We start from the raw sequence: 24259 nt of genomic DNA, 5'->3' as shown, positions 1-24259 counted from the left end.
TCAGGCTCCCATTGGCGTGGCGCCGGCCAGCAGTTCGGCGACGGAAAGAAGGACGAGGGTCTTGCCCTGGTGTTCGCCTGCGGAGACCGCGATGGCGCGCGAGTCCGATCTCGGCTGCGCTTCGACGACGACAGGCCGTTCGGCCAGGCGCAGGGCGATGTCGGGATGGTTGGCGAGCACGGCGACATAACCGCCGCCTGAGGCGGCGGGCGCGCCGACCAGGCTTGCGAAGTCCAGCACCTGGCGAACCCGGCCGCCCTCGGCCATGAGGCCCAGCAGCCCGGCGGTCCCGCCGCCCAGGGGCTCCATGCTGCGGAAACGGCTGACCTCCCGGGGCGGCAGGCCGAACAGGTTGTCGCCCACCTGGCAGACCAGCAGCTGGATGGTGTCGCTCGCCGGCGTCTCCGCCGCCGCCGTGCGGCTCAGGCGGCGCGCGCGCTCGTCGAGAATGGCGCGGGCGCGCGGGGATTCGGCCTCAGGCTTCGCGGCGCGGGGCTTTCGGGGGGTTGTGCGGCGCGTCCTGTCGTCGGTCATCTCGCACCCGCCGTGGCGTCCAGCTGAAGGCGCGCCAGCTCTCGCAGGTCGCCGGCCGTCAGGCCTTCCCCTTCGCACAGTCGAGCCGTGGGGCTCAAGCTCGCCGCCAGCCGCGCGGCGGCGGAAAGCGCGCGGCGACCGGACTCGCGCCGCCCGCGGTCCAGTCGCACCAGGCCCAGATGGTAGTGGGCCATGACGAACTGCCCGTCGAGATAGGCCGCCTTGCGGAGGGATTCCTCGGCCTCGGCGAGGCGGCCCTGCCCCTGCTCGACGAGCCCCATATAGAAGTACAGCACCGCCTGGTCGGCGCCGCGTTCCAGCGCCGTGCGGCAGGCGGCCTCGGCCTCGGCCAGGCGTCCCTCGTCGGCCAGGCGCCGGATGTCGTCCACGGCCGGCGCGCCGGGGGACGGCGGCTCCGCGGGCTCGGCCGCCGGAGGACGGGCCGGCCGGGGCGGGGGGACGTACGGCGCGGGCGTGCGCCTCCAGGCCCGGATTGGGCTCGGCATGGCCGATGAGCAGCCACCCCTCGGCGTTGAGCCGGTTCGCCAGGGCGGCCACCACGGCGGTGACCGTGTCCGGATGGAAGTAGATGAGGACGTTGCGGCAGAGGATCAGGTCGAAATCGACCAGTTCGAGGGGCGCCTCGGCGCCCAGCAGGTCCAGCAGATTGCCATGCTGGAACCGCACGAGACTGCGGTAGCGGGGCTTCAGTCGCCAGCGACGCTCCTCCGGCGTGAACCACTCCGACTTCTGCTCCGCCGAGAGGGAGCGCAGAGCCCAGGCGCCGAAGGTCGCCTGCCGCGCCGCGGCCAGCGCATCCTCGTTGATGTCGGTTCCGAGGATCGAGACCCGCCAGTCGGGCAGCCGCTCGCCCAACAGTTCGGCGACCAGGATGGCGATGGAATAGGGTTCGGCGCCCGTGGCGCAGCCGGCGCTCCAGATCCGCAGGCGTCGCTCTGCGCCGTTGCGGGCGATGATCTCGGGCAGGATCGTGCCGCGCAGCGCGGCGAACTGCTCCACATAGCGGAGGAAATAGGTCTCCCCGACGGTGACCTCGCCCTCCAGGCGCCGCCATTCCGCCGGCCCGGTCGCCGGGTCGGAGAGACGGGCGACATAGTCCTCGAACTGGCGCACGCCGACGGCGGCCATGCGCCGGCGGACGCGGTCCCAGAGCACGTCGTCCTTGTCGGCGTAGTAGAAGTGGCCGGTCCGCTCGATGACCTCGCGCTTGAGCGACCAGAACGCATGTCCCGGCGCGAACAGCGGGCCGCGCAGAACGCGCCGGCTCAGAGCCCCGCGCCTTCGGAATCGTGCAGGCGCGCCTGCAGCGTCTGCGCCAGTTCGGCCACGCGCAGCTCTTCCTGCAGCAGAAGGAGGCGCTCGGGGTCGAGGCGCGGGACGAGCCGGCCCTCGAACTCCAGCTGGCCTGCGACCGCGCCATTGGCGCTGGCGGCCTCGTCGATCTCGCTGAAGCCCTCCGCGCGGGACCGGATGTCGCTGGCGCGGTCTACGAGAAGGGCGAGGGGGGCGCCGGTCCGGGAAGGTTTCAGGCGCACGACGTGACTGTAGAGGTCCGGCCGCTCGGCCGGCCGGTCGGGGTCCAGCACGCCGGCGAGGTCGATGACCGCCAGGGCCTCGCCCCGCAGGTTCATGAAGCCGGCCAGGATCCGCGGCCAGGGCGCCTGCCGCTCGAACCGCGTCACGGGCAGGATCTCGGCGACGGCGGACATGGGCAAAGCCATCTCCGACCCGGCGACGTCCAACAGGAGGTGGGATTCGTCCGCGGGACCCATGCCTCCAGAAACACTATCGCAAGGGTTCCGCCAACCGGGTTTCTCGCCGGCGACAGGCCAGGGGAAGCTTGGCCTCAGGCTCAACCGCGGGCGCCGCTCAGGCGTCCGCCAGACCGCTCGCCTTGCAGATGTGCGCCCACTCCGCCGCGGTCACCGGCTGCACGGAAAGGCGGAAGGAGGTGACGAGCGACATCTTGGCCAGCGCCGGATCGGCCTTGGCCTGGGCGAGGCTGAAGGGCTTGGGCAGCGGCTCGACGGCGCGCACGTCGACGCAGACGAAGACGCCCTTCGCATCGGTGGGATCGGGGTAGTGCTCCCGGACCACCTCGGCGATTCCGACGATCTCCTTGCCGGCCTGGGAATGGTAGAAGAAGCAGCGGTCGCCGTTCTTCATGGCCATCAGGTTCAGCTTGGCGGTGTGGTTGCGCACGCCCGTCCAGGGTTCGCCCGCCGCGCCGCAGGCGACGAGGTCGTCCCAGGAAAAGACGTCGGGCTCGGATTTCAGAAGCCAGTAGGCCATGGCGCTCCCCCAAAGCTCGCCGCCAGTTCACTCGATCGGCCGGCGGTCGTCCAGCAGGTCCCCGCGCTGCGTTCCCGCGCGCTCCTGGCGGACCAGTTCCTCCACCGCCGGCGCCGGGGCGGTGTCGCGGGCCTCCCGCGTCTCGGCCGCGGACGGGCGCCGGGCCGGGGCGGACGGGGCGGTCGGCTGAGGCGGCAGGCCTGACGGCGCGGCGCCGGGATCGAAGCGCAGGCGGTAGATCGGCTCCGGCAGGGAGAAGCCGCCGTCTTCCAGCGCCGCCTTCACCGCCTGGATGCAGAGGCTGCGGCCCTTCAGGAAGTCGGTCTCGCGCTGGTCGATCCAGCCGAAGAAGCGCAGCACGATGTTGGAATCCCCGACCTCCTGGATGACGGCGCTCGCCTCGGGGTCGGCCAGGACGAAGGGCTGGTCGTTGATCGTCGCCAGCCCCACCGCCATGGCCTGCAGGGGATCGTCCTTGGCGTCGACGCCGAGATCGAACTGGAAGCGCCGCTGCGGATTGCGCGTGTAGTTCAGGATCACCGCCTTGAAGACGATGGCGTTGGGGATGCGCAGGTGGTTGCCGTCCAGCGTCATCAGCACCGTCGCGCGGGAGGTGAGGCGGATGACGCGCCCCTCCTGGCCCTCGATGACGACATGGTCGTTGGCGCGGAACGGCTGGCGCAGGCTCAGCATCAGGCTCGAGACATAGTTGTCCACCGTGTCGCGCACGGCGAAGCCCAGGGCGATGCCGATGACGCCCGCGCCGCCCAGCACCGCCCCGAGCAGGGCGGTGGCGCCGAGGATATCCAGCCCGATGACGACGCCCAGGACGATGAAGACCACGCGGGCGCTGCTCGCCGCCAGCTCGGCCATGAAGGCGTTGGGCGTCAGCCAGGTCCAGAGACGGCCCACTCCGGCCAGCAGGTGGCCGGCGAAACCGATGAGGGCGGCGACGCCGATCGCCACGCCGAGCAGCGGCAGGCCCTGGATCAGGCCCCGCATCTCGCCCTCGAAACGCTCGACGGCGGGGGCGACGTTGGTGCGGACGTCGAGGTCGCGCTCCAGGGCGTTCTGCACCGTGACCACGCCCGCGACGCGACGGGCGATGGCCTCGGCCTGCTCGGCCTCCCGCGGGGTCGCCACCGACCCGGTGAGGGTGACGACGCCGGAGCTGACCCGGACCTCCGCCCCTTGCAGGCCGTCCACCTGGGCGAAGATGGCCTCGATCCGCGCGGCGATGTCGCGGTCCTCGCCGGCCGCGGTCCGGCTGGCGATCACCGGCGCGGGGTCGGTCGGCGCCTCCGGGACCTGGCCGCCGGCGGGGCCGGCGAGGAAGAGGGCGAGGGCGGGAAGGAGCCAGCGGAGCATCGCCCAAGACTGGCGCCGATCCGGGGTGCGGACCAGCCGCTCGGGATCCTGGGCGAACCAAGGGCGGGGCGGACCGGTTGTAGGAGCCTGCCCACAAAGGAGGATTTCATGGCCCAGTCCACAAAGCCCGAACATGCCGGCGCGCCGCTGACCATCCAGGCGGTGGGCCCGCTCACCTCGCGGGGGCTCGTCCTGCGTTCGCCCGCGCTCGACGACGACGGCTGGATCAGCGCCATCTATTCGGCGGACGGCGACAACATCTCGCCGGCGCTCAGCTGGACCGCCGTCCTGGAGGCCGAGAGCTATGCGCTCGTGGTCGAAGACCCGGACGCGCCGGGCGACGAGCCCTTCATTCACTGGATGATCTGGGACATTCCCGGCGACGTCACCGAACTGGCCCGGGATATCGCCAAGACGCCGGAGCCGCAGGGCCTTGGCCGCGCGCATCAGGGCCGCAACGGCAATGGCGGGTTCGGCTGGTTCGGTCCGCGCCCCCCTCAGGGACATGGAGTCCACCGCTATCACTTCCAGCTCTTCGCGCTCGGCAAGTCGCTCGGCATGACGCCCGACACCCAGCTGAAGGAGCTGCTGAATGCGCTGAAGGCCAACGCCATCGCCTCCGGCGAGCTGGTCGGCCTGTTCGAGAACCGCGACCCCGTGGCCGATGCGCGCTCGCCGGGCCGCACGGGAAGCTATGGCGAGACCCCGTCGAACGAACAGGCGACCGAACATGAAAAGGAGGCCGGCCGCGGCGGGCTGGATGCGGACGACCGCGACCAGCACGCGCCGCACCGGCCCGGCGGCGAGGTTCAGCCACGCGGCGGCGGCTGAACCCCGTCGACCTGGCGGCGGCCGCGGACCTCAGGTCCGCGGCTGCACCACATTGCCGCTGTAGGCCCCCGGACGCCCCGGCCGCGCGGCGAGGTCCAGCGACGTCCCGCCGCTGATGGGGCCCTCATGCGCCACCACCCGATCTTCCCGGATCTCCAGGTCCTGGACCGCATAGGCCTCGCCCAGGCTGGTGACCACGGCGGCGACCCGCTTGTCGTCCAGGTCGACCATCAGGTCCTTGATGACGCCTGCCTCGGCGCCGGTGGCGGAGACCAGGGGCCGCTCGCGGATATCCTGGTCCTGGTGTTCGAGCTCCCACTTGTCGAGCTCGCTCAGTCGATGCAACGCCATGTCGTCACTCCTGTCTCTAAATGGGCCTAGGGTCGCGTGGCGACCTGGGCCGCCTGGGCCCAGACGTAGATCGGCCGGTCGCCAAGGGCGTTGCGGCCCTCATCGTCCAGCACGCCGCCCGGCAGGTCGTCGCCGGCCCGCACGCTGCCCTGCACGTCCACCGTCTGGCCTTGGTTCACGTTCACGCGGCCTTCCACTTCGGGCGGCGGCGAGGGAATCTGCTCGTCCAGGATGACGAAGACCCGGCGATCCTGATCCTCACCGACCCAAAAGCTCGCATCTCCGACCATTTCCTGGACGCTCACGCCCTGCAGCCGCACCTCACGCCCGACCAGGGCGGCCGGATCCTGCGCATCCATCAGGACGGCGAGGTCGGTGATCGGCGCACGGTCGACGGCGCCGGCGGTCTCGTCGCCGACGGCGCCGGGCGCGGTGGCGACGGCGGGCGGCGTCGTGGCGACGGTGGCTTCCTCCTCGTCGCCCATCGCGCTCATCGCCCACCAGATCAGGGCGACCGCCACCAGGGCGAGGATCACCCAGGCCCACCAGGGCCATCCGGATTTCTTCTGGACCTTGATCTCGGCCATGGCTCCCACTCCATTCTGCCTCCCGGCGCACGGCCGCCGGTTGAGAGGCCAACGGGGCGCCTCAGCCGGACGTTCCAGAGGTCGCGGGGTCGTGAGAGGACGCTTCGGCGCCGCGGGCCTTCTTTTTGCGGCGGCGCATGGAGGCCGAGACCTGCAACTTCGCGAGCGCCGGCGCCAGCACCATCTGGATGACCGTCGCCACCAGGGCGCCGAAGGCGAGCGCCGCGGCCATGGGCACCAGGAACTGCGCCTGCAGGCTTTGCGCGAAAGCGATGGGCGCCACGCCCAGGAAGGTGGTGGTGGTCGTGAGCATCACGGGCTTCCCGGGGCGGCGCCGCGCAGCCCGACTGGGCGGCCAAAGCCGCCGCGCAGACGGCTTGCCGCCAGGGTCGCGCCATCTCGCTCCTCCACCCTCTCCGGATCTGGTTCAGCCCGTGCGGCCAAGCCGCTCCAGCGAGGCTAACGAGGCGATCCCGGTGCGGGTTGCGACGGCGGTCGGGCTCCGCCGCTCAGCTGGCCGATCCGCGGCCCATGGGGCGCCGCGGCGCTGTGGCGCTGCGGAGCCGTCGCCGCCCGACAACGTGGTTAACGCTTCCTTCAAGGCGGCCAGTTACGGCTTTGTTCTCTGTGAGGGCCCAATCATGATGACCACCCTGACCCCGCCAGCCGCCGGCGATCTGATCGCGGAGGGGCGCGGCGCGCTCGATCGGGGCGATCCGGCCGCGGCGGCGCAGGTCCTCCGCCGGGCCTGCGAGCAGAACCCCGTCGACTACGAGAGCCGCTACTGGCTCTACTGCGCCCTGGCCGCCAGCGGCGAGCCGGCGGCCCTGGTCCTCAATGATGCGCGCGACCTGCATGCGCACGACGTGTTGAGGTCGGTGGGCGCCGACATGGCGCGCTTCCGGGACGACCGCGCCTATTGCGCCCAGATCGGCAGCCAGCTCTACGGCGCCAGCCTGATGTCGGCGGCCAGCATCTGCTTCGCCCGCGCGCTCGATCTCGACGCGCCCGATCCCCAGCTGATGCTCTCCTACGGCCTTTCCATGCAGCACCAGGGCCGGTTGTGGGAGGCGATGAACATCTTCCGGGCGGCCGCCGAACACTTCGCCGATCCGGCCATCCACGAATTCCTTCTGCATCCGGTGTTCCTTTCGCTGAACGGACCGGACGGGATGGCCGAGGAGGCGCGGAACTGGGGTCGGCTCTATGCGACGCCGGCCGCTCCGGTGAAGGCGACGTTCGCCAACGAGCGCACCGCCGACCGGCGCCTGCGCATCGGCTATATCGGACCGAGCTTCACCCGCAGCCAGGTCGCGCAGTTCATCCTGCCGGTCCTGGAGGCCCATGATCGTGCGGCGGTCGAGGTCCACCTCTACTGCGCCGATCCCGAGGCCGAGGCGGGCCTGCCGGCCGCCTGCAAGCTACGCAAGATCGGCGGGCTCGGACACGCCGAGGTCGCCGCCATGGTCCGCGCCGACAAGATCGACGTCCTCGTCGATGTCTGGGGCCATACCGCAGGCAGCCGCCTGCCGGTCTTCGCGCTTCGCCCGGCCCCCGTCCAGGCGGCTTGGATCAACTTCGTGCAGAGCACAGGCCTGTCCTGCATGGACTATGTCCTGCATTGCGACGGCATGGCCGTACCGGGGACCGAGGCCTTCTTCACCGAGGAGATCTGGAGTCTCGGCGAACTGATGAGCCCCAGCCGCCCGGCGGCCGACCGGCCCGAGCCCACGCCGACGCCGGCCCTCAGGAACGGCTACGTCACCTTCGGCTCATTCAACAATCCGGCCAAGCTGGACGAGATGACGGTGGCGGCCTGGGCCCTGATCCTGCGCGCGCGCCCGGCGGACAGGCTCGTCCTGAAGTACCGCTACTTCGCCGATCCCGTTCTGCAGCGCGCCACCCAGGCCCGCTTCGCCGTCTATGGGGTCGGGCCCGAGAAGCTCGAGTTCCGCGGCCACAGCACCGGACAGGACTACCTGAAGGAGTTCGCCGACATCGATCTGGCGCTGGATCCCTCGCCCTGCGTGGGGGGCACGACGACGCACGACGCCATGGCCAACGGCGTGCCGGTCCTGGCCCATATGGGCGACAACTACTACGCGCGCGCCGCCGCCTGCACCGTGCTGCCCCTGGGCATTCCCGAACTGGTGGCCGAGACCTGGGACGACTATGTCGAGCGCGCCGTGGCGCTGACGGAGGATGTGCAGGCGCTCGACCGGCTGCGCGCCCGGGTGCGTCCCGCCTTCGAGGCGTCCTCCTATCGCGATGAGGCCGGTTTCACGCGCAAGCTGGAGGACGCCTTCCGGCAGATGTACGCCCGCTGGCTCCAGACCTCGAACTGACGTCGCAACCCGGCTCAGGCGCCCAGCGGCCGGCCGGAGGTGAAGAAGCCTTTCCGCGCCAGCAGCCTCAGCCCGCGCCAGTAGCCACGCTCGAGATGGAGCGGCCTGCGGCGCGCCGTTACGGCCGCGTGCGTCTTGCGCAGGTTGTAGTGGGGGATCGAGGGGAAGTGGTGGTGTTCGATGTGGTAGTTCATGTCGGCGTAGAAGAAGCCGGCGACCGGGCCCAGGATCACGGTCCGCGTCGAGCTCTCATAATCGCCGGGAACCCCGCTGGCCCGCAGGTCGAAGTGCTGGAGCGCCGCGAGCGTCCGGTTGACGAAGGTCATGCAGAAGGGCGCCAGCGTGATGGCGGCTGCGAGGAAGGGTGAGCCGAGCCAGAGACACGTCGCGATCAGCAGCGCCTGGCCGACGATCACAGCCCGGGCGCCGTTCCGGAGCTTGAGGAAGGCGTCGCTTCCGGCCGGGAAGATCGCCGCCATCGCGCCGCCGGGGGCCACGCCGGCGGCGTTGAGCGCCAGCACGCGCACCCGCCGATAGAGCGCGCCCACGTCGATCGTCAAAAGCGCGAGGGTTCCGAGCGGCGAGAGCCGTCCTTGCGGGTCGGCCTCGAAGTCGCCCTCGCCCAGGGTGTTCCGATGGTGGATCGGATGGGTGACCTCGAAGTAGCCGTAGTTGCTCCAGGTCAGGATCGAGAACAGCCGGAAGAGCGCGGTGTTCAGCCACCTGACCGAGAAGACGGAGCGATGAAACAGCTCGTGCCCCACGCCGGCCCAGCCCAGGAAGGACCAGGTCACGAAGTGGGGGATCAGAAGCAGCAGGGCGGCGACGGTCTGGCCCCGGGCGAAGAGTAGGCTGGCGCCGGCGAGCAGCGCCGCATGGAACGCGATCCTGAGCAACAGAAGCGTAGCCGCGAGGCCGTCCCGCCGGACCGTGAGCTTGCGATAGGTCTCCCGATCGAGAATGCGGCCCTCGCCCCTCTCACCGCCGGACAGGCCGCTCGTCTGGTCGCGCGCCATGAAGGGTGATCCCGGCCTACGCGCCGGCGTCCAGGAAGTCGCGGCCGGCCCGCCCCACCAGGAGCAGGGCCAGCATGGTGTGCTGGATGCACACGATGAGCTCGTGCTGGGCGAGCTCGCCCACAAAGCTCGTCACGTCCCCGTGGATGCCGGAGTTGAAGTCGTGCCAGACGATCACGCCGCTGTCCCCGATCATCCTGCGGGCGTTGGCGGTGTCGATGGTGACCGTCTCGGTGTCGTGGCCCCCGTCGACGAACACGAGGTCGACCGTCCCCTCGAGCCCGTGCGCGGCCGGGTCGAAGCGACGGCTGTCCTGATGGATCAGGTGCAGCCTGCCCTTGTCGGCCGCCGACAGGGCGGTGGTGTAGCGCGGCCCCACGGCGCCCTGGGCGCTTCGGAGATAGGCGTCGTTGATGTCGCCATCGCGCCGCAGATCGGCCTCGTCATAGTCCGTCAGCGGCCTTTCGCCGACGTGGCTCTCGCCCAGGTCGAGAGAGTAGACCTCGCAGTCCGGCCCGGAATTCTCCACCAGCAGGGCGGTGGAATAGCCGAGGAAGGTGCCGAACTCGAAGATCTTCCGCGGCTGGACCAGCTTGACGAGCGAAACGAGGGCGGCCGCCTCCAGAAGGGTGACGCTGCCGATGCCGCTCGAGGGCACGTTGATCTTCATGCCGACCGGCTCGGCGTGGCGCGCCTCGATCTTCATGAAGACGACCTTGGGCTTGATCTGCACCAGCCCGCTGGCGTGGGTCCGGCAGTGATCGCGCAGCTCGACGGGGCGGCTCATCAGGCGGGCGGTCGATTCTGAGGGCTCGGAGGTCATGAGTGGTCCGTCTTGGAATGGGGCGAGGCTCAGGCTCAGACGAAGAACATCACCGTCTCGGACCAGCCCTGAGTATAGTGTCTCAGGTACACCTTGTAGTCCGGGTGGATCGAACGGGCGTATCGCCACACGTCCCTGAAGTCGCTGGCGCTGTGATAGACGGCGATAGCCAGTTTCGGGCGGTCCTGCCCGATGTGCCGCGCCCCGCCCGCCAACGCCTTCATCTCCCAGCCCTCGAGATCCATCTTGATGAAGCTCACCGGCTCGGCGACGGCGAGGTCGAGGGTGGTCACCGGAACCTCCTGTCCCCCGCCGGAGCTCACGGCCGAGGCCGAGCCGGCCTCGGCGTCGAAGCGCATGGTTCCGGGCGCGTCCGACAGCGCCTCGGGGTGGAAGGCGATGTCGCGAAAGGCCTGCAGCCGCTCGCGGGCGGCGCGGAGGTTGCGCGGCGACGGCTCGAAGAGGTGGACCTGCCGGTAGTCTGGATCGCGCTGGCAGAAGCCCTCTGTCGTGTCGCCATCGAACCCGCCGGCGTCGACGAAGGTCTCGCCCTTCAGCTCCAGGAAGGGCTCGAAATACTGCTCCTCGATGCGGACGCGATAGTCGCCCATGAACCGCACGTCGGCCGTCAGCCGGTAGCGCAGGACGTCCAGGAGGGTCTGGCGCGAAGCGTCGTCCTCCAGGCTGGCGAAAAGGTCCGACCATTCCGCGGAGGCGTCGCGCCAGTCCGCCTGCTGCTCGCGGACGAAGGCCGGCGCCGCAACCGCGCCTTCGCCGGCGCAGACGAGGTCGTGCAGCGAGACGATGGCCGTCAGCCCCGCGGCCCGCAGCCTCTGATCGACCGCGATGGGACTGATCGAGGTCGAGCCGTTGATGACGACGGCGCCGGGGGGCAGGGCGGCGATCGGCACGCAGGGCAGGCCGTTCCACATGGCGCCGGGCTCGGCGTAGTCGTGGACGACGCCGTCCAGCCGGAGCCGCCCGACGAGCGCGGCCGTGTCCTCGTTCCGTCCCACCACGAAGCACGGACGGTCGAGCGCGCCCGACAGCAGGTCGCGGGCGAGGGGCCGGTTGGCCGGCGGAGCCTGGATCGCGGCCGCGACCTCAGTGCGGAAGCCGTGTTCGGACATGGTGTTCGCTCCCGCCTAGCCGTCGACCGTGTAGAGCTCGCCGGCCACGGTGGCGGCCATCAGCGCGTCGAGTTCGGCGCCGGTCTCGCAGCGGGCGAAGAGAATGCCGATCCGCCCGAAGGGGCTTTCGGACACGCGGTCGCCAGCCAGGGCCAGCGGCACGAGGCTCTCGATCTGCACGGGCCGGTGGAACCGCAGGGCGCCGAAGGTCTGCGCCTGCCGCAGCGCAATGGTGTGGCGCATGATGGCGGCCGGCTCTCCCGTCCGTCCGTCAAAGGGCTGGCCGAGGAACGGCCGCACATAGTTTTCAGCGTAGTTGAAGCCCGTCGAGAGCGAGATCAGGCGACTGTAGAGGTCGCCCGGACAGCGCCGGGTGATCTCCACGATCCAGAAGCGCGCGCCATCTGAGATGAACTGCGTGTGGATCAGGCCGGAGGTCAGCTTCAGGTCGCGCGCGATCTGTTCGATGGCCGCCCGGACGGCGCGAAGCTGCTCCGCATCGAAGTCGGGGATCACGCAGCTGGTGTCGACGGCGAAAGGATTGATGGACCCGTGCTCCTCCACGATGAAGTCGGCGAGGATTCCATCTTCCCCGAGGAAGGCCGTGTGGCTGTGGAGCTGGCCCTCCACGAATTCCTCAATCAGGCAGGCGCCGCCCTTCGAGAAGGACCTGGCCCGGGCCACGGCGGCGGCGATCTCCTCCGAGGTCGGCGATTTCAGGGCCGTGACGCCGCGCCCGCTGTAGGCGTCGACGGGCTTGACGATGATCGGGCGGCCCGCGACGGCGTCGGCCTCAGCGACCTCCCGCGGCGCAGGCAGGCCGCGCGCCTCGGCATAGCGGCGAAAGGCGCGCTTGTTGCCCAGGGTGTGGACGGCCTCGACGGGGTCGATCCCCGGAAAGCCGCGCCTGGCGCTGATCTGCGCGCAGGTCTCGTAGGACAGGTCGTTGCAGCCCGGCACCAGGAAGCGTGCGCCCAGGCGGTCGATCAGGGCCTCGGCCGCGTCGACGTCGGAATAGTCCAGCTCCACATAGTTGGAGACGGCCTTGGCCAGGAAGTCCTGCGGGTTGCGGCCGACCACGTGGACCTCGAACCCCGCCGCCACCAGGAACTGGTGGATCGGCGCCGAAGCGACATTGGTGTCGAGGAGAAGAACACGGTCCATCGTCATCGGGCCCGGCAGGCGGGCGCCTCCATGCGCTAGCTGTCCAGGGCGACCAGCGTGCTGGTCTCCGCGGACCGGCGGATGGCGTCGGCGACCTTCAGATTCTGCGCCCCGTCGAAGGCCGTGACGACCGGCTCGCCGCGCCCGAGGATCACATCGATGAAGTTGTCCAGCTGCCGCTCCAGCGGGTCGGCGCGCACGACGGGGATCACCTCCTCGACGAAGGGCCTGTGCCAGGACGGGGTCTCCGAGGCCGGATGCGACTTCAGGCGCATGGTGGGAAAGTCCAGCGATCCTTGCGTGCCCGTGATGCTGTAGCAGTCCTCGTCGGGATAGGTCGGATAGACCGGATTCTCGCGCGAGGTCTGTTCCCAGCTCCGCGGTGAAGCGCCGGTGTCGGACAGGACGAAGGTTCCGAGCGCGCCGCTGCGGAACTGCAGGTTGATCGCCACCGTGTCCTCGACGGGGAATCCGCGGATGGCGTTGGAGGCGATGGCCTGGACTGCGGAGATCTCGCCGCACAGCGTGCGCATGATGCCGATCTCGTGGATCAGGTTGATCAGGATGGGCCCGCCGCCGATCTCCCGCCGCCAGGGGCCGGCCTCGAAATATTCCGGCGGCTTGTGAAAGATGGCGCTGCCCTGGATCGCCACCAGCCGCCCGAGCCGACCCTCCTCGATGAGCGTCTTGGCCGTGGACATGAGCGGGCTGTGGGCCCGATGGTGCCCCACGATCAGCTTGGCGTTCCGCCGCGCGACGAGGTCCGCCAGCCGGGCGGCGTCCTCATAGGTCGACGTGATCGGCTTCTCGACCAGCGCCGGAACGTCGCGCTCCACGCATAAGCGCGCCTGGTCGTAGTGAAACTCGTTGGGCGAGGAGATGATCACGCCGGACGGCGCGAGGCTGTCGAGGCAGGTCTCCAGGTCGTGGAAGAGCGGCACGTTCAGCCGCTCGCCGATGTCGTTGAAGACCGCACGCTCGGGCGTGACGATGCCGGCCAGTTCGGACCGCGGGTTGTTCTGGATCAGCTCGATGTGCTTGCGGCCCATCAGGCCGGGGCCGACCACGACCAGTCCTTGCTTTGTCATCAGCGGCGCTCGGTCATGTCAGGAGCCCTCCGGCGGAGGCGGCGGACCGAGTGCGTCGAGGCTCTCCGCCAGCGCCGAGGCGACGGCGCCGATCTGCTCGAAGTCCAGGTCGATGGCGAAGGGCAGGCCGATGACCGAGGCGCCCAGCCGGTCGGTTTCGGTAAGGTCGCCGTGCGGACAGCCGGCGAAGGCCGGATTGGTGTGGCAGCCGAGGCCCCACCAGCGGCGCGTCTCGACGCCCCGGGCGTTCAGCTTCTCCTCCACCGCGGCGGCGGCGCCGTCCGGCAGCCGCACGCTGCAGACGCTCGTCACCCAGTTCGCTCCCCAGCCGGGCTGGAACCCCACCTGCGGCAGATGGAGCAGGGCCGCGCGCACGGCCTGGGCGGTGCGGAGCCAGCGGAGCCGGTTGTGCGGCCACCCGTCCAGGGCGGCCAGGCCGACGGCGCCGGCGTATTCGCTGAGCTTGGCGTTGGTCGCCGGGATGTGGGACTCGCGCGAGCCCCTGAAGCCGTAGGTGGTCCGCTGCCGCACCCGCTGGGCGAGGATGTCGTCGGTGGTCGCCAGGAAGCCGCCCTCGCCGATGCCGAGCACCTTGGTGGCGTGCAGGCTGACCACGGCGGGGACCGGCGCGGCCTGCAGGTCGTCGAAGGCCGCCGCAGCGTCGAGCAGGACCTGCAGCCCGGTCTCCTCGCGCAGGGCCAGCCAAGGCGCGAGGTCGGGCATCAGGCCGAAGGGGGCGACGAGGATGGCCGCGGAGATCGGGCCAGGCGCGCCTTGCAGGGCGTCCCGCACCGTCTGCGGCTGCAGCATCCAGGTGTCGGGGTCGACGTCCAGGAAGTAGGGCACGAGGCCCGCGGCGATCACGGCGTGGGCGGTGGCCACGAAGGTGTAGGCCGGAAGCGCGCAGAGGCTGCCCTGCGGCAGGTCCATGGCCTGCAGGCAGAGGGTCAGGCCCTGGGTCGCGTTGGCGCAGGTGACCACGTGGGTCTGCGGCCCGAATCGGTCGGCGAGACGCGCTTCGAATTCGGTGAGCAGGGGGCCGAAGTTGGAGTACCAGCGGGTCTCGTCCAGCCGCCGCAGATAGGGCAGCAGGGCTTCGGCGGTCGGCAGTTCCGGACGCGCCACGGGCATGGGCGCGCACGGTTTGGCCAACAGGTCGTTGGAACGGGCGACACCGTAGCTGGCCATGACGACGCGACTCTCCCAATGGAGTTTCGCGCCAAGGCTAGGGTCGCAATCGCGGACATATGGTTAACGGGAGCCTGTGCGGCGCCGTGACGCGCCCTTCGCCCGGCGGCCGCTCGGCCCGCAGGCGAAAGACCGTGTTTACCATAACTGCCCATGGTCGGCCGGGTGCGCCGCAGGCGCGGCTGGATGAGCGACATGTCAGCGACCTTGGTCTTCCCGGTATCGACACCCGACGGCCGCGCCTTCCTGCGTCAGGCGCTGGAGCGGGGCGAGCGGGTCGTCGGCGCCTCCTGCGACGCCAGCGATCCCACCGAAGGCGCGGCGCCCTGGGTCAGGCTGCCGCTGGTCCACGAGCCCGGCTTCCTCCCGGCCTTCCTCGATCTTGTCGAGCGGCACGAGGTGACCCGCATCCACGCCGCCGCCCACATGGTGCACGCGGCCCTGGGCGACATCCTGCGCGAGCACGACCTGAAGCACCTGCGCATCATCAACCGCTCGGCCCTCGAACAGGAGTTCGCGCGCTGGGACGACATCTTCGCGCGCGCCGGGCGGTGGGCGGACCTGATCGCCGCCCTGGCGCCGTCCCGCCCGCCGCCGGAGCCGACCTTTCTGGCGGGCGTCATCCGCCTCGCCTTCGACCTGTTCGGCGAATCCTACGACGACAAGCTGGCGGCGCTCCTGGCCTGCCTGCTCGAGGCTCCCGAGGGCGACATGGTCGAGATCGGCGCCCTTTTCGGGCGCTCGGCGAGCGTCCTGCTCTCGGGGCGAAATCTCGGCGGGGCGGAACGGCGCCTCTTCGTCTTCGATCCCTGGTGCGCCGACGAAGGCGCCCAGCAGGACCTGCCCGAAGCCCTGCAGGCCTATACGCGCGCCGCCGGGCTGGAGCGGGTGGCCCACGCCTTCGAGGCGACCTTCGCCGCCCTGGCGCCCCCCGGAGCGATGGGCGCCTACCGCGCGCCCTCGGCCGCCGGGCGAGCCATCTATGGCGGAACGGCCGATGGCGAATCCGTGCGCCTTCTGAAGCCGCGGGCGCCGCTGAAGCCCGCCGGCGGAATCGCCCTCCTGCACATCGACGGGAATCACGACGCGCCATGCGCGGCCGAGGACGTCGCCCTGTGGTCGCCGCTCGTCGTGCCGGGCGGCTGGGTGGCGATCGACGACTACTGCTGGCGCTATGGGGATGGCCCCAAACTCGCGGGGGACGCACTGCTGAAGCAGTGGGGCGCAGGCGTGGCGCGCGCCTATGTGGCCGGCGACTGCCTCTTCATCCAGCGCGCCCGCTAGAATCCGCTCACGCCGAATCGTCGGGCGTCGAAGGGCTGGTTTTCCTGGGGGGAAGGCCCGTCGCAACGGCGACGGAATGGATGGTCGGAGTGGCAGGATTCGAACCTGCGACCCCCGCGTCCCGAACGCGGTGCTCTACCAGACTGAGCCACACTCCGACTTGGAGGCGGCCTTATAGAGGAGCGATTTCGGGGTCGCAAGCGCGTGACGAGGCGTTGCATCCCAAAAAGGCTTTTGCTATTCCCACGCCCTCGCCGCGGGGGCCTCCCCCGCCGCCGTTCCTGCTGGGGAATGGTGTAATGGTAACACTGCGGTTTTTGGTACCGTCATTCTAGGTTCGAGTCCTAGTTCCCCAGCCACTTCTCCGAAGGGACCGAGCGCTGTCTGAGGCGCGGGTTCCAGGAACTTGAGAGCACAAGCCTCCGGACCCCCACATCGTCATGCTCGGGCTTGTCCCGAGCGTCCCTGTCGAGGGGGTGAGCGTGGGGAGTGATTCCCGGCGCAAGGCCGGGAATGACGTGTGGGCGCCGGACTCGCGAGCGCCTAGGCCCGCCGCATCGATTCGATGATCACCGGCTTCTTCAGCCACTGGTCCTGCTGGTCCTTGAACTTGGTCTCGCCGCCGGTGGGCTGGGCGAGGATCTTCTGGGCGACGGGCAGGCCTGAGACCACCTTGCCGAAGGCGGCGTAGCCGAGGTTGTCGCCGGGCTCGCCCGGACGGGCGTCCAGGAAGGGCTGGTCGCCCAGGCAGATGAAGAAGGTGTTGGTCGCCGTGCCGACGTCGAATCGGCCGAGCGAGATGGTCCCGTGGGTGTGCTTCAGCCCCGTCATGGTCGTGCTCTCGTGCCGGATCGGCGGGAAGGGGCGCACCTTGGCGGCCGGCTGGGCGACGATGGTGCCCTCGGTCGGCGCCCAGTCGTTGCGGGCGGCGCGGAAGAAGCTCGCGCCGTCATAGGCCTTGGCGTCCACATAGCGCAGGAAGTTGGCGGTGGTCAGCGGCGCCTTCTTGGCCTCCAGCTCCAGCACCATGGTCCCCAGCGCCGTCTTCATCGTCACCCGCGGCTTTCCGTCCGCCCCCCAGACCACCTGAGGCGCCGCGGCGATCAGCCCGGCGCCAAGGATCACGTTACGACGGGGGAGGGTGGTCTTGGACATGGGGAACTCCTGACTGTCGGACGGCCGGACCCTAGCGGACCCTGGCCGCAGGCGCCAAACGCGCGGCCCATATCGCGGGCGGGTTCGGCGCCAGGCAGAGGGAACGGACCTGTGCGCCCGGGGATTGCCTAGTCTCCCAACAACGGAGGCAGAGCATGTCCCTTTCGAAGATGGTCGGACTTCATCCTGATGTGGCCGGCGAGGTGAACGAGAGCCTGGTGACCGCGGCGCGCCATTCCATGCTGTGCTCGCTCTTCTGTACGTCCTGCGCCGACGCCTGTCTGGCCGAGGACATGGACATGCGCAGCTGCATCCGCGCCTGCCTGGACTGCGCCGAGATCTGCGCCGCCACCGCGCGGCTGGCGGTCCGCCGCAGCAGCCAGAACATCGAGATGCTGCGCGCTCAGGTGGAGACCTGCATCCGCGCCTGCGAACTCTGCGCGGCGGAGTGCGAGAAGCACGACCACGAGCACTGCAAGCTGTGCGCGACCATGTGCCGGGAATGCGCCGAGGACTGCCGAAAGGCGTTGCCCACCATCCAGTAGGGCGGGCCGCGGGCGGCGGCTATTCGAACCCTACGAAGGTCGCCGCCTCCGCCACGCTCTTGCGCTCGGACACCACGGCGTTGGCGGGGAAGGTCTCGTCCGGCCAGCCGAGCGCGATGCTCTTCATGATGACCTGGTCCTCGGCGATGCCGGCGTGTTCGCGCACCACGGGCGACTGCATGATGCCCTGGCTGTTGATTACGGCGCCCAGGCCGCGGGACCAGGCGGCGTTCACCAGGGCCGTGGTCACCGCGCCGCAGTCGAAGGGGGTGTCGTCGCTGCCGTCCAGCACGCGGTCATAGGTGACGATGATGCAGACCGGCGCGTCGAACTGGCGGAAGCCGCGCAGCACCCAGTCCTGGCGCCGTTCCTTGTCGTCGCGGGCTATGCCCATGGCGCCGAAGAGCTGCTTGGCCACGCCCACCTGCCGCTCGCGGTGCTGGCCTTCGAAGGGCTGGCCGGTGCGGAACTCCCGCGACTGGGGCACGCCGGCCACCATGCGCTCGGTGTTGCCGGCGCGGATGCGGTCCAGCGGCTCGCCGGTGATGACGTAGAAGCTCCAGGGCTGGGTGTTCATCGACGACGGCGCGCGCATGGCGAGCGTCAGGATCTCCTCGATCAGTTCCCGCGGCACCGGATCGGGCTTGTAGCCGCGGATGCTGCGCCGGCCGAGGATGACGTCGTCGAATTCCATGCTGGTCCCCTGGATGTGGTGTCGCCGGACGGGAACCTGTCAGTTTGCGGGGCGCGCGCCAATGCTGACGCTAGGGGAGGCGGCCCGATCGGCTCGACCGCGGTCGGGACGGAGAACCTCCGTCGCGTCCGCCCGTTCGGGCGGGATGGATCGCGCCATGCTGAACTGGGCCAGGGCGAGGCTCGACGGTTTGCGGACCAGCCTATGGCTGGCGCCGGTCCTGATGTTCCTGTTGGGCGTCCTGCTTGCGGTCATCATGCTGCGGCTGGGCGCGACCTGGCCCCGAACGGGCGGGGTGCTCCACCGCTGGCTGGTCAGCGGAGACGGCGAGGATGCGCGCAACCTGCTGTCCACGCTCCTGACAGCGGTGATCTCCCTGGCCGGGATCGTCTTCTCGGTCACCGTGGTGTCCCTGTCGCTGGCGGCGAACGCCTATGGGCCGCGCCTCATCCGGACCTTCCGCGCCAACCGTGGGACGCAACTGGCGCTCGGCGCCTTCGCGATGACCATCGTCTACCTGCTGCTGGTGCTTCGCGCCGTGCGCGGGGGCGCCCCGCCGGGTGAGGTCCCCACGGGGGCGGTCGCCCTGGGCAGCCTGCTGGCGCTCGTCTGCGTCCTGGCCCTGGTGGGGTTCCTGCAAGGCGTCTCGAACCTCATCGTGGCCGACGAAGTGGTCCGTCGGGTCCGGCGCGAGTTCGACAAGGTTGTCGACGATCTGCCGGCCATGGCCGAATTCGCTGCCCCCGGCGGCTGGGCCCTGCCGCCGGACTTCGAGGCGACGGCCGGGCGCATCCGGCTGCCCAAGGAGGGCTACGTCCAGTCGGTCGAGTATCACCAGATCCTGTGCTGGGCCGAGGCGCACGGCGCCGTCGTCCGGCTCGATTTCCGTCCGGGCGACTTCGTGGTGGAGGGCGACCGCAAGGTGCTCGTCCACCCGGCGCCGGCCGATCCGGAGGCGGCGCGGCGGGAGATCGGCAGGTTCATCGTCTCCGGCCATGGCCGCACGCCCGACCAGGATCTTGAGTTCGCCATACGCCATCTCGTCGAGGTCGCCGTGCGCGCCCTGTCCCCCGGCGTCAACGACCCCTTCACCGCCCTGGCGGTGATCGACCGCCTGCGGGGCGGGCTGGCGCGCCTGATGGTCCGGCAGATGCCGAGCCCGACCCTGGCTGACGGCGATGGCGAGTTGCGGGTGGTGCGCCGCGTCAGCGACTTCGGCGGCATCGTCGACGCAGCCTTCGACCAGATCCGGCAGTCGGGCGCCGGCATGCCCTCGGTGCTGATCCACCTGCTCCGAGCGATCGGCGATCTGGCCGAACATGTGAGGACCGAGGAGCAGCGGCATGCGCTGACGCGTCACGTGCGGCTGATCCAGCCACCGGCCGGCCCGGACGGCGCGCCGGGCGACGACCAGGACATCCGCCATGAACAGCGCCGCGCCCTCGCCGCCCTCGCGCGGTGAGCTCGGGCGCCTTCCCGGGTCAGGCGGCTCGCCTCAAGGGCGCAGGACGCCCCTGTGACCGCCGCACCTTAGACGCCGCTCAAGACCAGACCCGGCGCGTCGGGTTCGCGGCCGGTTCCGCCGTTCAGCGCCTTCTGCATCCAGACGATGTCGACCCAGCGGCCGTGCTTGTAGCCGAAGCCTTCGCCGACGCCTTGCTGCCGGAAGCCCAGCGACCTGTGCAGGCCGATGGAGCCCGCGTTGCCGGAATCGCCGATGACGGCGACGACCTGGCGGATTCCGAGGGACTCGCAGGCCGCGATCACCGCGGAGAGAACCGCCTTGCCGACGCCGCGTCCCTGCATGTCGGGCGCGATGTAGACGCTGTCCTCCACCGTGTAGCGATAGGCGGCGCGCGGACGGAAGGGGCCGGCATAGGCGAAGCCCAGCACACGACCCGCTTCCTCGGCCAGCAGATAGGGCAGGCCGCGGGCCACCACCGCCTGGCGGCGCGCCTCCAGTTCGTCTGCGCTCGGCGGGACCTCTTCGAAGGTGCCGAAGCCGTGCAGCACATGGTGGCCGTAGATGGCGGCCAGCGCCGCCATGTCGCGGCTCTCGGCCGGGCGAACGATCATCGGCTCACGGCCTCCTTCATCCAGCCCTTCTCCATCGCCCAGACGGCGAAGGCGTAGTCCAGCGCGATCTCCTTCAGAAAGTCGAAGCGGCCCGAGGCGCCGCCGTGGCCGGCCTCCATGTTGATCTTCAGAAGGATCGGCGCCTCGCCCGTGGTGTGCTCGCGCAGCTTCGCCACCCACTTGGCCGGCTCCCAGTAGGTCACCCGCGGGTCCGACAGGCCGCCGGTGGCGAGAATGGGCGGATAGGCCTTTGCGCCCACCTGGTCGTAGGGGCTGTAGGAGGCGATGCGGTCATAGGCGCCGGGGTCGGTCAGCGGATTGCCCCACTCCGGCCATTCCGGCGGGGTGAGGGGCAGGGTGTCGTCGCTCATGGTGTTCAGCACGTCGACGAAGGGGACGGCGGCGATGATCGCGCCCCACAGGTCGGGCCGCATGTTGGCGACGGCGCCCATCAGCATGCCGCCGGCCGAACCGCCATAGGCCGCGATCTTGCCCTTGGTCGCCAGGCCTTCGCCGATCAGATGCTCGGCGCAGGCGATGAAGTCGGTGAAGGTGTTGGTCTTCTTGTCCTTCCGCCCGTCCATGAACCAGCCCCAGCCCTTGTCCGAGCCGCCGCGGATATGGGCCGTGGCCCAGATCCAGCCGCGGTCCACCAGGGAGAGGTTGCGGATGGAGAAGGTCGGCTCCATCGCGTGCCCGTAGGAGCCGTAACCATAGAGCATGACCGGCGCGGAACCGTCGGTCGGCGTGTCCTTGCGCATCAGCAGGGTGACCGGCACCTGGGCGCCGTCGGCCGCACGGGCGTAGAGCCGCCGCGCCACATATTGCGAGGCGTCGTGGCCGGAGGGGATTTCCTGCGTCTTGCGCAGGGTCCGCTGGCCCGTGAGCATGTCGTAGTCGAACCACTGGCGCGGCGTCGTCGGCGACTGGTAGACGAAACGGGTGGTGGCGGTCTCGTACTCGAGCCCGCCCTCGAGATGCAGGGCGTAGGCCTCCTCGTCGAAGGCGACGATGTCCTCGCCCCCGTCGCGGGTCATGATGACGATGCGGTCGAGCGCATTCACCCGCTCCATCCGCACAAGGTGATGGGCGTAGGCGGCGAAGCCCGTGATGTAGCGGCCCGGCTCATGGGGCACGAAGTCGCGCCAGGTCGCCCGCGCCGGCAGGGGCTCGGTCGAGACGCAGAGCTTGAAGTCCACCGCCCCGTCGGCGTTGGTGCGGATCACCCAGCGGTCGCCCCAGTGGTCGATCTCGTAGCGCACGCCCTCGGACCGGCGCTCCGCGCAGGCCGGGTCGGCGGTGGGCTCGGCGCCGGGAATGATCCAGATCTCGGTGGTTTCCTGGTTGCCCACATGGATGGTGACGTAGGCGTCGTCCGAGGTCGTTCCGACGCCCAGGAACATGCCTTCGTCAGTCTCCTCATAGACCAGCACGTCGTCGCCGCCGCGCGCGGGGCGGCGGAAGACCTTCACCGGGCGGGCGTTCTCGTCGCGCCAGATCCAGAAGAGCCACTGGGAGTCCGGCGAGAAGGTGAAGTCGCCATAGGCGCTCTCCGCCGGCGCGCCGAGTTCCTCGCCCGTCGCCAGGTCCTTCACCCGGACAGTGTAGTACTCCGAGCCCTGCTCGTCGGCGGCCCAGGCATAGAGCGCATGGTCGGGGCTGTGGCCGGCCGCGCCCACCTGGAAGTAGGCCTTGCCCTTGGCCAGCGCGGCCTCGTCCAGCAGGATCTCCTCGCCCACCTCGCCGCCGCGGGGGCGGCGCGCGCGGATCGGATGCTCGGCGCCCTGTTCGTAGCGGACATAGTATTCCCACGGCCCGTCCGGCGTGGGGACGGAGGAGTCGTCCTCCTTGATGCGCCCCTTCATCTCCGCGAACATCTGCGCCTGCAGGGCCTCGGTGCTCGCCAGCATGGCCTTGGTGTAGGCGTTCTCGGCGTTCAGGTGCTCGCGGATGTCGCTGCGCAGCTTGGACGGATCGCGCAGCACCTGTTGCCAGGCCTCGTCCTTCATCCAGGCATAGTCGTCGGTCCGCGTGCGGCCGAGCTGTTCGAAGGTCTTGGGATGCTTGGGCGCGACGGGCGGGGTGAGGGGATTGCTCATGTCCGCTAGATGCGACGAACGGTCGCCCGCCTCAAGCGGCAGCGGTCGCGCGCCCCCCGCGGCGGACAGATTTCCTGCTGAAGGCATGGGCGCGCGGCATTAGAACGCGCCCCGCTCACAGGGTCGCGTCTTGTTTGGGCGCACGCCCTCTGATTCACTCCGCCCCAAGTCGGGACGAGTAGTCGAGGGCGTCATGGTCTGGGATCTCTCCGTAGAGCTGATCCACGCAACCGTTCAGGTCGAACAGCCGCTGGGCGATGGAACGCGCACGGTGGGCACCGGGTTCCTGATCAACGCGCCGGCGCCCGACGGGCGGCCGCGGACGGTGCTGGTCACCGCGGGCCACGTCCTGCAGCGCATGCCCAATGTCCAGGCCAAGATCGGCTACCGGGTGGAGAATCCGGACCATTCCTGGCGCTACAGCCCGCAGAAGTTCGACATCCGCGACAGCGGCGGCAATCCGCTCTGGACCCAGCATCCGAACCGCGACGTGGCGGTGATCGAGATCACGGCGCCCGAGAAGTTCGCCAAGGCGGCCATTCCGCTGGACTGGCTGGCCGGCGACGAGACCTTCACCTCCTATGCGGTCGGGGCGGGCGACGAGATGATGGCGCTCGGCTTCCCGCGGGGCCTGGCGGCCAATCCGGCGGGCTTCCCCATCCTGCGCTCCGGCCGCGTCGCCTCGTTCCCGCTGGCGCCGTCCAAGGCCTTCCCGACCTTCCTGCTCGACTTCACCGTCTTCCCGGGCAATTCCGGCGGTCCGGTCTTCATGGCCGAGGGGGCGCGCCGCCGCCCGGGGTCGAGCGAGGCCCAGGAGGTGCAGTTCATCGCCGGTCTGCTCACCCAGCAGGTGGAGCTGAACAACGAGCGGCTGGAGATCGGCATCGTCACCCACGCCCGCTACATCCGCGAGACCCTGGCCCTGATGGACGACCCGCTGGCGCCGGTGACGGTGGCCGAGGCCTATAGCGAAGTGGGCGGCGCCAAGGCGGCCTCGGCGCTGGAGGCGGTGTCCGACGATCCGTAGGGCGGGGCGCCCGAACGGACAGCCGCGTTTCTCTCGACGTCATCGTCGGTCTTGATCCGACCCGTATTCATGGACCCTCGCGTCAAGCACGCCTGTCCTGGGCCACGTACGAAAAAAGGCCCGGGTCGCCCCGGGCCTTTGTCGTTCGTCCGAGCGGGACGGCTCAGCCGGTGTAGACGATCGAGATCGTCTCGGCGATGCAGGCGGGCTTGTCCTCGCCTTCGATCTCGATGGTGCACTCGTTCTTGATCTGCATGCCGCCGGCCTTGGGCTCGGCGCCGATCAGCTTCTGGCGCATGCGCACGCGCTTGCCGACGCGCACCATGTTGATGAAGCGGACCTTGTCGGAACCGTAGTTGATCCCCCGGGTCACGCCCTTGATCGGCAGCATGCCGGCGCCCAGGAAGGGGATCAGCGACAGGGTCAGATAGCCGTGGGCGATCGGGCCGCCGATCTCCTTGGTGGCGCGCTCCACGTCCACGTGGATCCACTGATGGTCGCCGGTGGCCTCGGCGAACTGGTTCACGCGCTCCTGGGTGATCTGCACCCAGTCCGACACGCCGACTTCCTGACCGACCAGGCCGGGCAGGTCCTTCACTTCCACCGGGTTCATCGCTTGCTCCCTCAAGGGTTTGAAACAG

General features: G+C 70.1%; 25 protein-coding genes, 2 tRNA genes and 1 pseudogene. 7 read left to right on the top strand and 21 right to left on the bottom strand.

The features are described 5' to 3' along the window. The 6 genes and pseudogenes from H2041_RS01010 to H2041_RS00990 all read right to left on the bottom strand — a co-directional run bounded on the left by H2041_RS01010 (position 1) and on the right by H2041_RS00990 (position 4215). Entirely contained in the window at positions 1-534 is a 534-nt protein-coding gene (locus tag H2041_RS01010; protein ID WP_293408486.1) for a hypothetical protein, read from the bottom strand. Further along, positions 531-923 carry a hypothetical protein gene (locus H2041_RS01005; protein WP_293408484.1) on the bottom strand — a complete coding sequence of 131 codons (393 nt, stop codon included), beginning with the start codon at positions 921-923 and terminating at the stop codon, positions 531-533. Before H2041_RS01005 ends, H2041_RS01010 begins: the two co-directional genes overlap by 4 nt. 160 nt (positions 924-1083) lie before the next feature. Continuing rightward, positions 1084-1683 (bottom strand): annotated as a pseudogene (locus tag H2041_RS19070) (protein-glutamate O-methyltransferase CheR); the annotation flags it as partial. 137 nt (positions 1684-1820) lie between these two features. Next, positions 1821-2327 (bottom strand): chemotaxis protein CheW, encoded by a 507-nt coding sequence (locus tag H2041_RS01000; protein ID WP_293408482.1) that lies wholly within the window; start codon positions 2325-2327, stop codon positions 1821-1823. A gap of 97 nt (positions 2328-2424) precedes the next feature. After that, positions 2425-2847, bottom strand: coding sequence for an EVE domain-containing protein (locus H2041_RS00995; RefSeq protein ID WP_293408480.1), 423 nt, complete (start codon positions 2845-2847; stop codon positions 2425-2427). Between the two features lie 27 nt (positions 2848-2874). After that, complete coding sequence (locus H2041_RS00990) at positions 2875-4215, bottom strand: mechanosensitive ion channel family protein (protein ID WP_293408478.1); 1341 nt, start codon at positions 4213-4215, stop codon at positions 2875-2877. Between the two features lie 108 nt (positions 4216-4323). Here H2041_RS00990 and H2041_RS00985 point away from each other — a divergent pair, with 108 nt between their 5' ends. Next, positions 4324-5046 (top strand): YbhB/YbcL family Raf kinase inhibitor-like protein, encoded by a 723-nt coding sequence (locus H2041_RS00985; protein WP_293408476.1) that lies wholly within the window; start codon positions 4324-4326, stop codon positions 5044-5046. 30 nt (positions 5047-5076) lie between these two features. Here H2041_RS00985 and H2041_RS00980 read toward each other — a convergent pair whose 3' ends face one another. From H2041_RS00980 to H2041_RS00970, 3 genes are all read right to left on the bottom strand, one after another. Next, positions 5077-5397, bottom strand: a complete 321-nt coding sequence (locus tag H2041_RS00980; RefSeq protein WP_293408474.1) for a PRC-barrel domain-containing protein — start codon at positions 5395-5397, stop codon at positions 5077-5079. Between the two features lie 26 nt (positions 5398-5423). After that, positions 5424-5984, bottom strand: coding sequence for a hypothetical protein (locus H2041_RS00975; RefSeq protein WP_293408472.1), 561 nt, complete (start codon positions 5982-5984; stop codon positions 5424-5426). A gap of 61 nt (positions 5985-6045) precedes the next feature. Further along, positions 6046-6297: a hypothetical protein gene (locus H2041_RS00970; protein ID WP_293408470.1), complete on the bottom strand. Its 252-nt coding sequence runs from the start codon at positions 6295-6297 to the stop codon at positions 6046-6048. Between the two features lie 328 nt (positions 6298-6625). On the opposite strand from H2041_RS00970, the gene H2041_RS00965 reads away from it, so the two are divergent. Beyond that, on the top strand, positions 6626-8329 hold the full coding sequence (locus H2041_RS00965) for a hypothetical protein (protein ID WP_293408468.1): 1704 nt from the start codon (positions 6626-6628) through the stop codon (positions 8327-8329). A 14-nt stretch (positions 8330-8343) separates the two neighbouring features. Here the strand turns inward: H2041_RS00965 and H2041_RS00960 are convergent, their stop codons facing one another. From H2041_RS00960 to H2041_RS00935, 6 genes are read right to left on the bottom strand one after another with little or no spacing between them, the layout of a single operon-like run. Continuing rightward, positions 8344-9345 carry a fatty acid desaturase gene (locus tag H2041_RS00960; RefSeq protein WP_293408466.1) on the bottom strand — a complete coding sequence of 334 codons (1002 nt, stop codon included), beginning with the start codon at positions 9343-9345 and terminating at the stop codon, positions 8344-8346. Between the two features lie 16 nt (positions 9346-9361). Beyond that, entirely contained in the window at positions 9362-10168 is an 807-nt protein-coding gene (locus H2041_RS00955) for a class I SAM-dependent methyltransferase (protein WP_293408464.1), read from the bottom strand. 35 nt (positions 10169-10203) lie between these two features. After that, a complete protein-coding gene (locus H2041_RS00950) occupies positions 10204-11298 on the bottom strand; it encodes an FkbM family methyltransferase (RefSeq protein WP_293408462.1) in 1095 nt (364 codons plus the stop codon). A gap of 15 nt (positions 11299-11313) precedes the next feature. Beyond that, positions 11314-12462 (bottom strand): ATP-grasp domain-containing protein, encoded by a 1149-nt coding sequence (locus tag H2041_RS00945; RefSeq protein ID WP_293408460.1) that lies wholly within the window; start codon positions 12460-12462, stop codon positions 11314-11316. A gap of 35 nt (positions 12463-12497) precedes the next feature. Further along, positions 12498-13550 carry a Gfo/Idh/MocA family oxidoreductase gene (locus H2041_RS00940; RefSeq protein WP_293408458.1) on the bottom strand — a complete coding sequence of 351 codons (1053 nt, stop codon included), beginning with the start codon at positions 13548-13550 and terminating at the stop codon, positions 12498-12500. A gap of 18 nt (positions 13551-13568) precedes the next feature. Continuing rightward, positions 13569-14738, bottom strand: a complete 1170-nt coding sequence (locus H2041_RS00935; RefSeq protein ID WP_293408456.1) for an aminotransferase class I/II-fold pyridoxal phosphate-dependent enzyme — start codon at positions 14736-14738, stop codon at positions 13569-13571. 195 nt (positions 14739-14933) lie between these two features. Here H2041_RS00935 and H2041_RS00930 point away from each other — a divergent pair, with 195 nt between their 5' ends. Next, positions 14934-16022 (top strand): class I SAM-dependent methyltransferase, encoded by a 1089-nt coding sequence (locus H2041_RS00930; RefSeq protein WP_293408454.1) that lies wholly within the window; start codon positions 14934-14936, stop codon positions 16020-16022. 81 nt (positions 16023-16103) lie between these two features. Here H2041_RS00930 and H2041_RS00925 read toward each other — a convergent pair. Continuing rightward, positions 16104-16180, bottom strand: a tRNA-Pro gene (locus H2041_RS00925). Positions 16181-16307: 127 nt separating this feature from the next. Here H2041_RS00925 and H2041_RS00920 point away from each other — a divergent pair. Then, positions 16308-16381, top strand: a tRNA-Gln gene (locus H2041_RS00920). Positions 16382-16565: 184 nt separating this feature from the next. Here H2041_RS00920 and H2041_RS00915 read toward each other — a convergent pair. Then, positions 16566-17177, bottom strand: a complete 612-nt coding sequence (locus H2041_RS00915) for a peptidylprolyl isomerase (RefSeq protein ID WP_293408452.1) — start codon at positions 17175-17177, stop codon at positions 16566-16568. Between the two features lie 155 nt (positions 17178-17332). Between H2041_RS00915 and H2041_RS00910 the strand changes: the two genes are divergently transcribed. Beyond that, positions 17333-17722 carry a four-helix bundle copper-binding protein gene (locus H2041_RS00910; protein WP_293408450.1) on the top strand — a complete coding sequence of 130 codons (390 nt, stop codon included), beginning with the start codon at positions 17333-17335 and terminating at the stop codon, positions 17720-17722. A 19-nt stretch (positions 17723-17741) separates the two neighbouring features. Here the strand turns inward: H2041_RS00910 and H2041_RS00905 are convergent, their stop codons facing one another. Further along, entirely contained in the window at positions 17742-18416 is a 675-nt protein-coding gene (locus H2041_RS00905) for a nitroreductase (protein ID WP_293408449.1), read from the bottom strand. A 157-nt stretch (positions 18417-18573) separates the two neighbouring features. Between H2041_RS00905 and H2041_RS00900 the strand changes: the two genes are divergently transcribed. Next, positions 18574-19878, top strand: coding sequence for a DUF2254 domain-containing protein (locus H2041_RS00900; RefSeq protein WP_293408447.1), 1305 nt, complete (start codon positions 18574-18576; stop codon positions 19876-19878). A gap of 68 nt (positions 19879-19946) precedes the next feature. Here the strand turns inward: H2041_RS00900 and H2041_RS00895 are convergent, their stop codons facing one another. Both H2041_RS00895 and H2041_RS00890 read right to left on the bottom strand, forming a co-directional pair. After that, entirely contained in the window at positions 19947-20492 is a 546-nt protein-coding gene (locus H2041_RS00895; RefSeq protein WP_293408445.1) for a GNAT family N-acetyltransferase, read from the bottom strand. After that, positions 20489-22591 carry a S9 family peptidase gene (locus tag H2041_RS00890; RefSeq protein WP_293408444.1) on the bottom strand — a complete coding sequence of 701 codons (2103 nt, stop codon included), beginning with the start codon at positions 22589-22591 and terminating at the stop codon, positions 20489-20491. The genes H2041_RS00895 and H2041_RS00890 overlap by 4 nt, the downstream gene beginning before the upstream one ends. 193 nt (positions 22592-22784) lie before the next feature. Between H2041_RS00890 and H2041_RS00885 the strand changes: the two genes are divergently transcribed. Next, positions 22785-23618, top strand: a complete 834-nt coding sequence (locus H2041_RS00885; protein ID WP_293408442.1) for a serine protease — start codon at positions 22785-22787, stop codon at positions 23616-23618. A 163-nt stretch (positions 23619-23781) separates the two neighbouring features. Here the strand turns inward: H2041_RS00885 and H2041_RS00880 are convergent, their stop codons facing one another. Continuing rightward, complete coding sequence (locus H2041_RS00880) at positions 23782-24231, bottom strand: MaoC family dehydratase (RefSeq protein ID WP_293408440.1); 450 nt, start codon at positions 24229-24231, stop codon at positions 23782-23784. Positions 24232-24259: the final 28 nt, after the last annotated feature.

Origin of the sequence: Phenylobacterium sp., from assembly GCF_013911965.1 — a bacterium.
Classification (GTDB): domain Bacteria; phylum Pseudomonadota; class Alphaproteobacteria; order Caulobacterales; family Caulobacteraceae; genus Phenylobacterium.
Note: the sequence above shows the minus strand (reverse complement) of the source record. Positions and strands in the feature narration are given on the sequence as shown.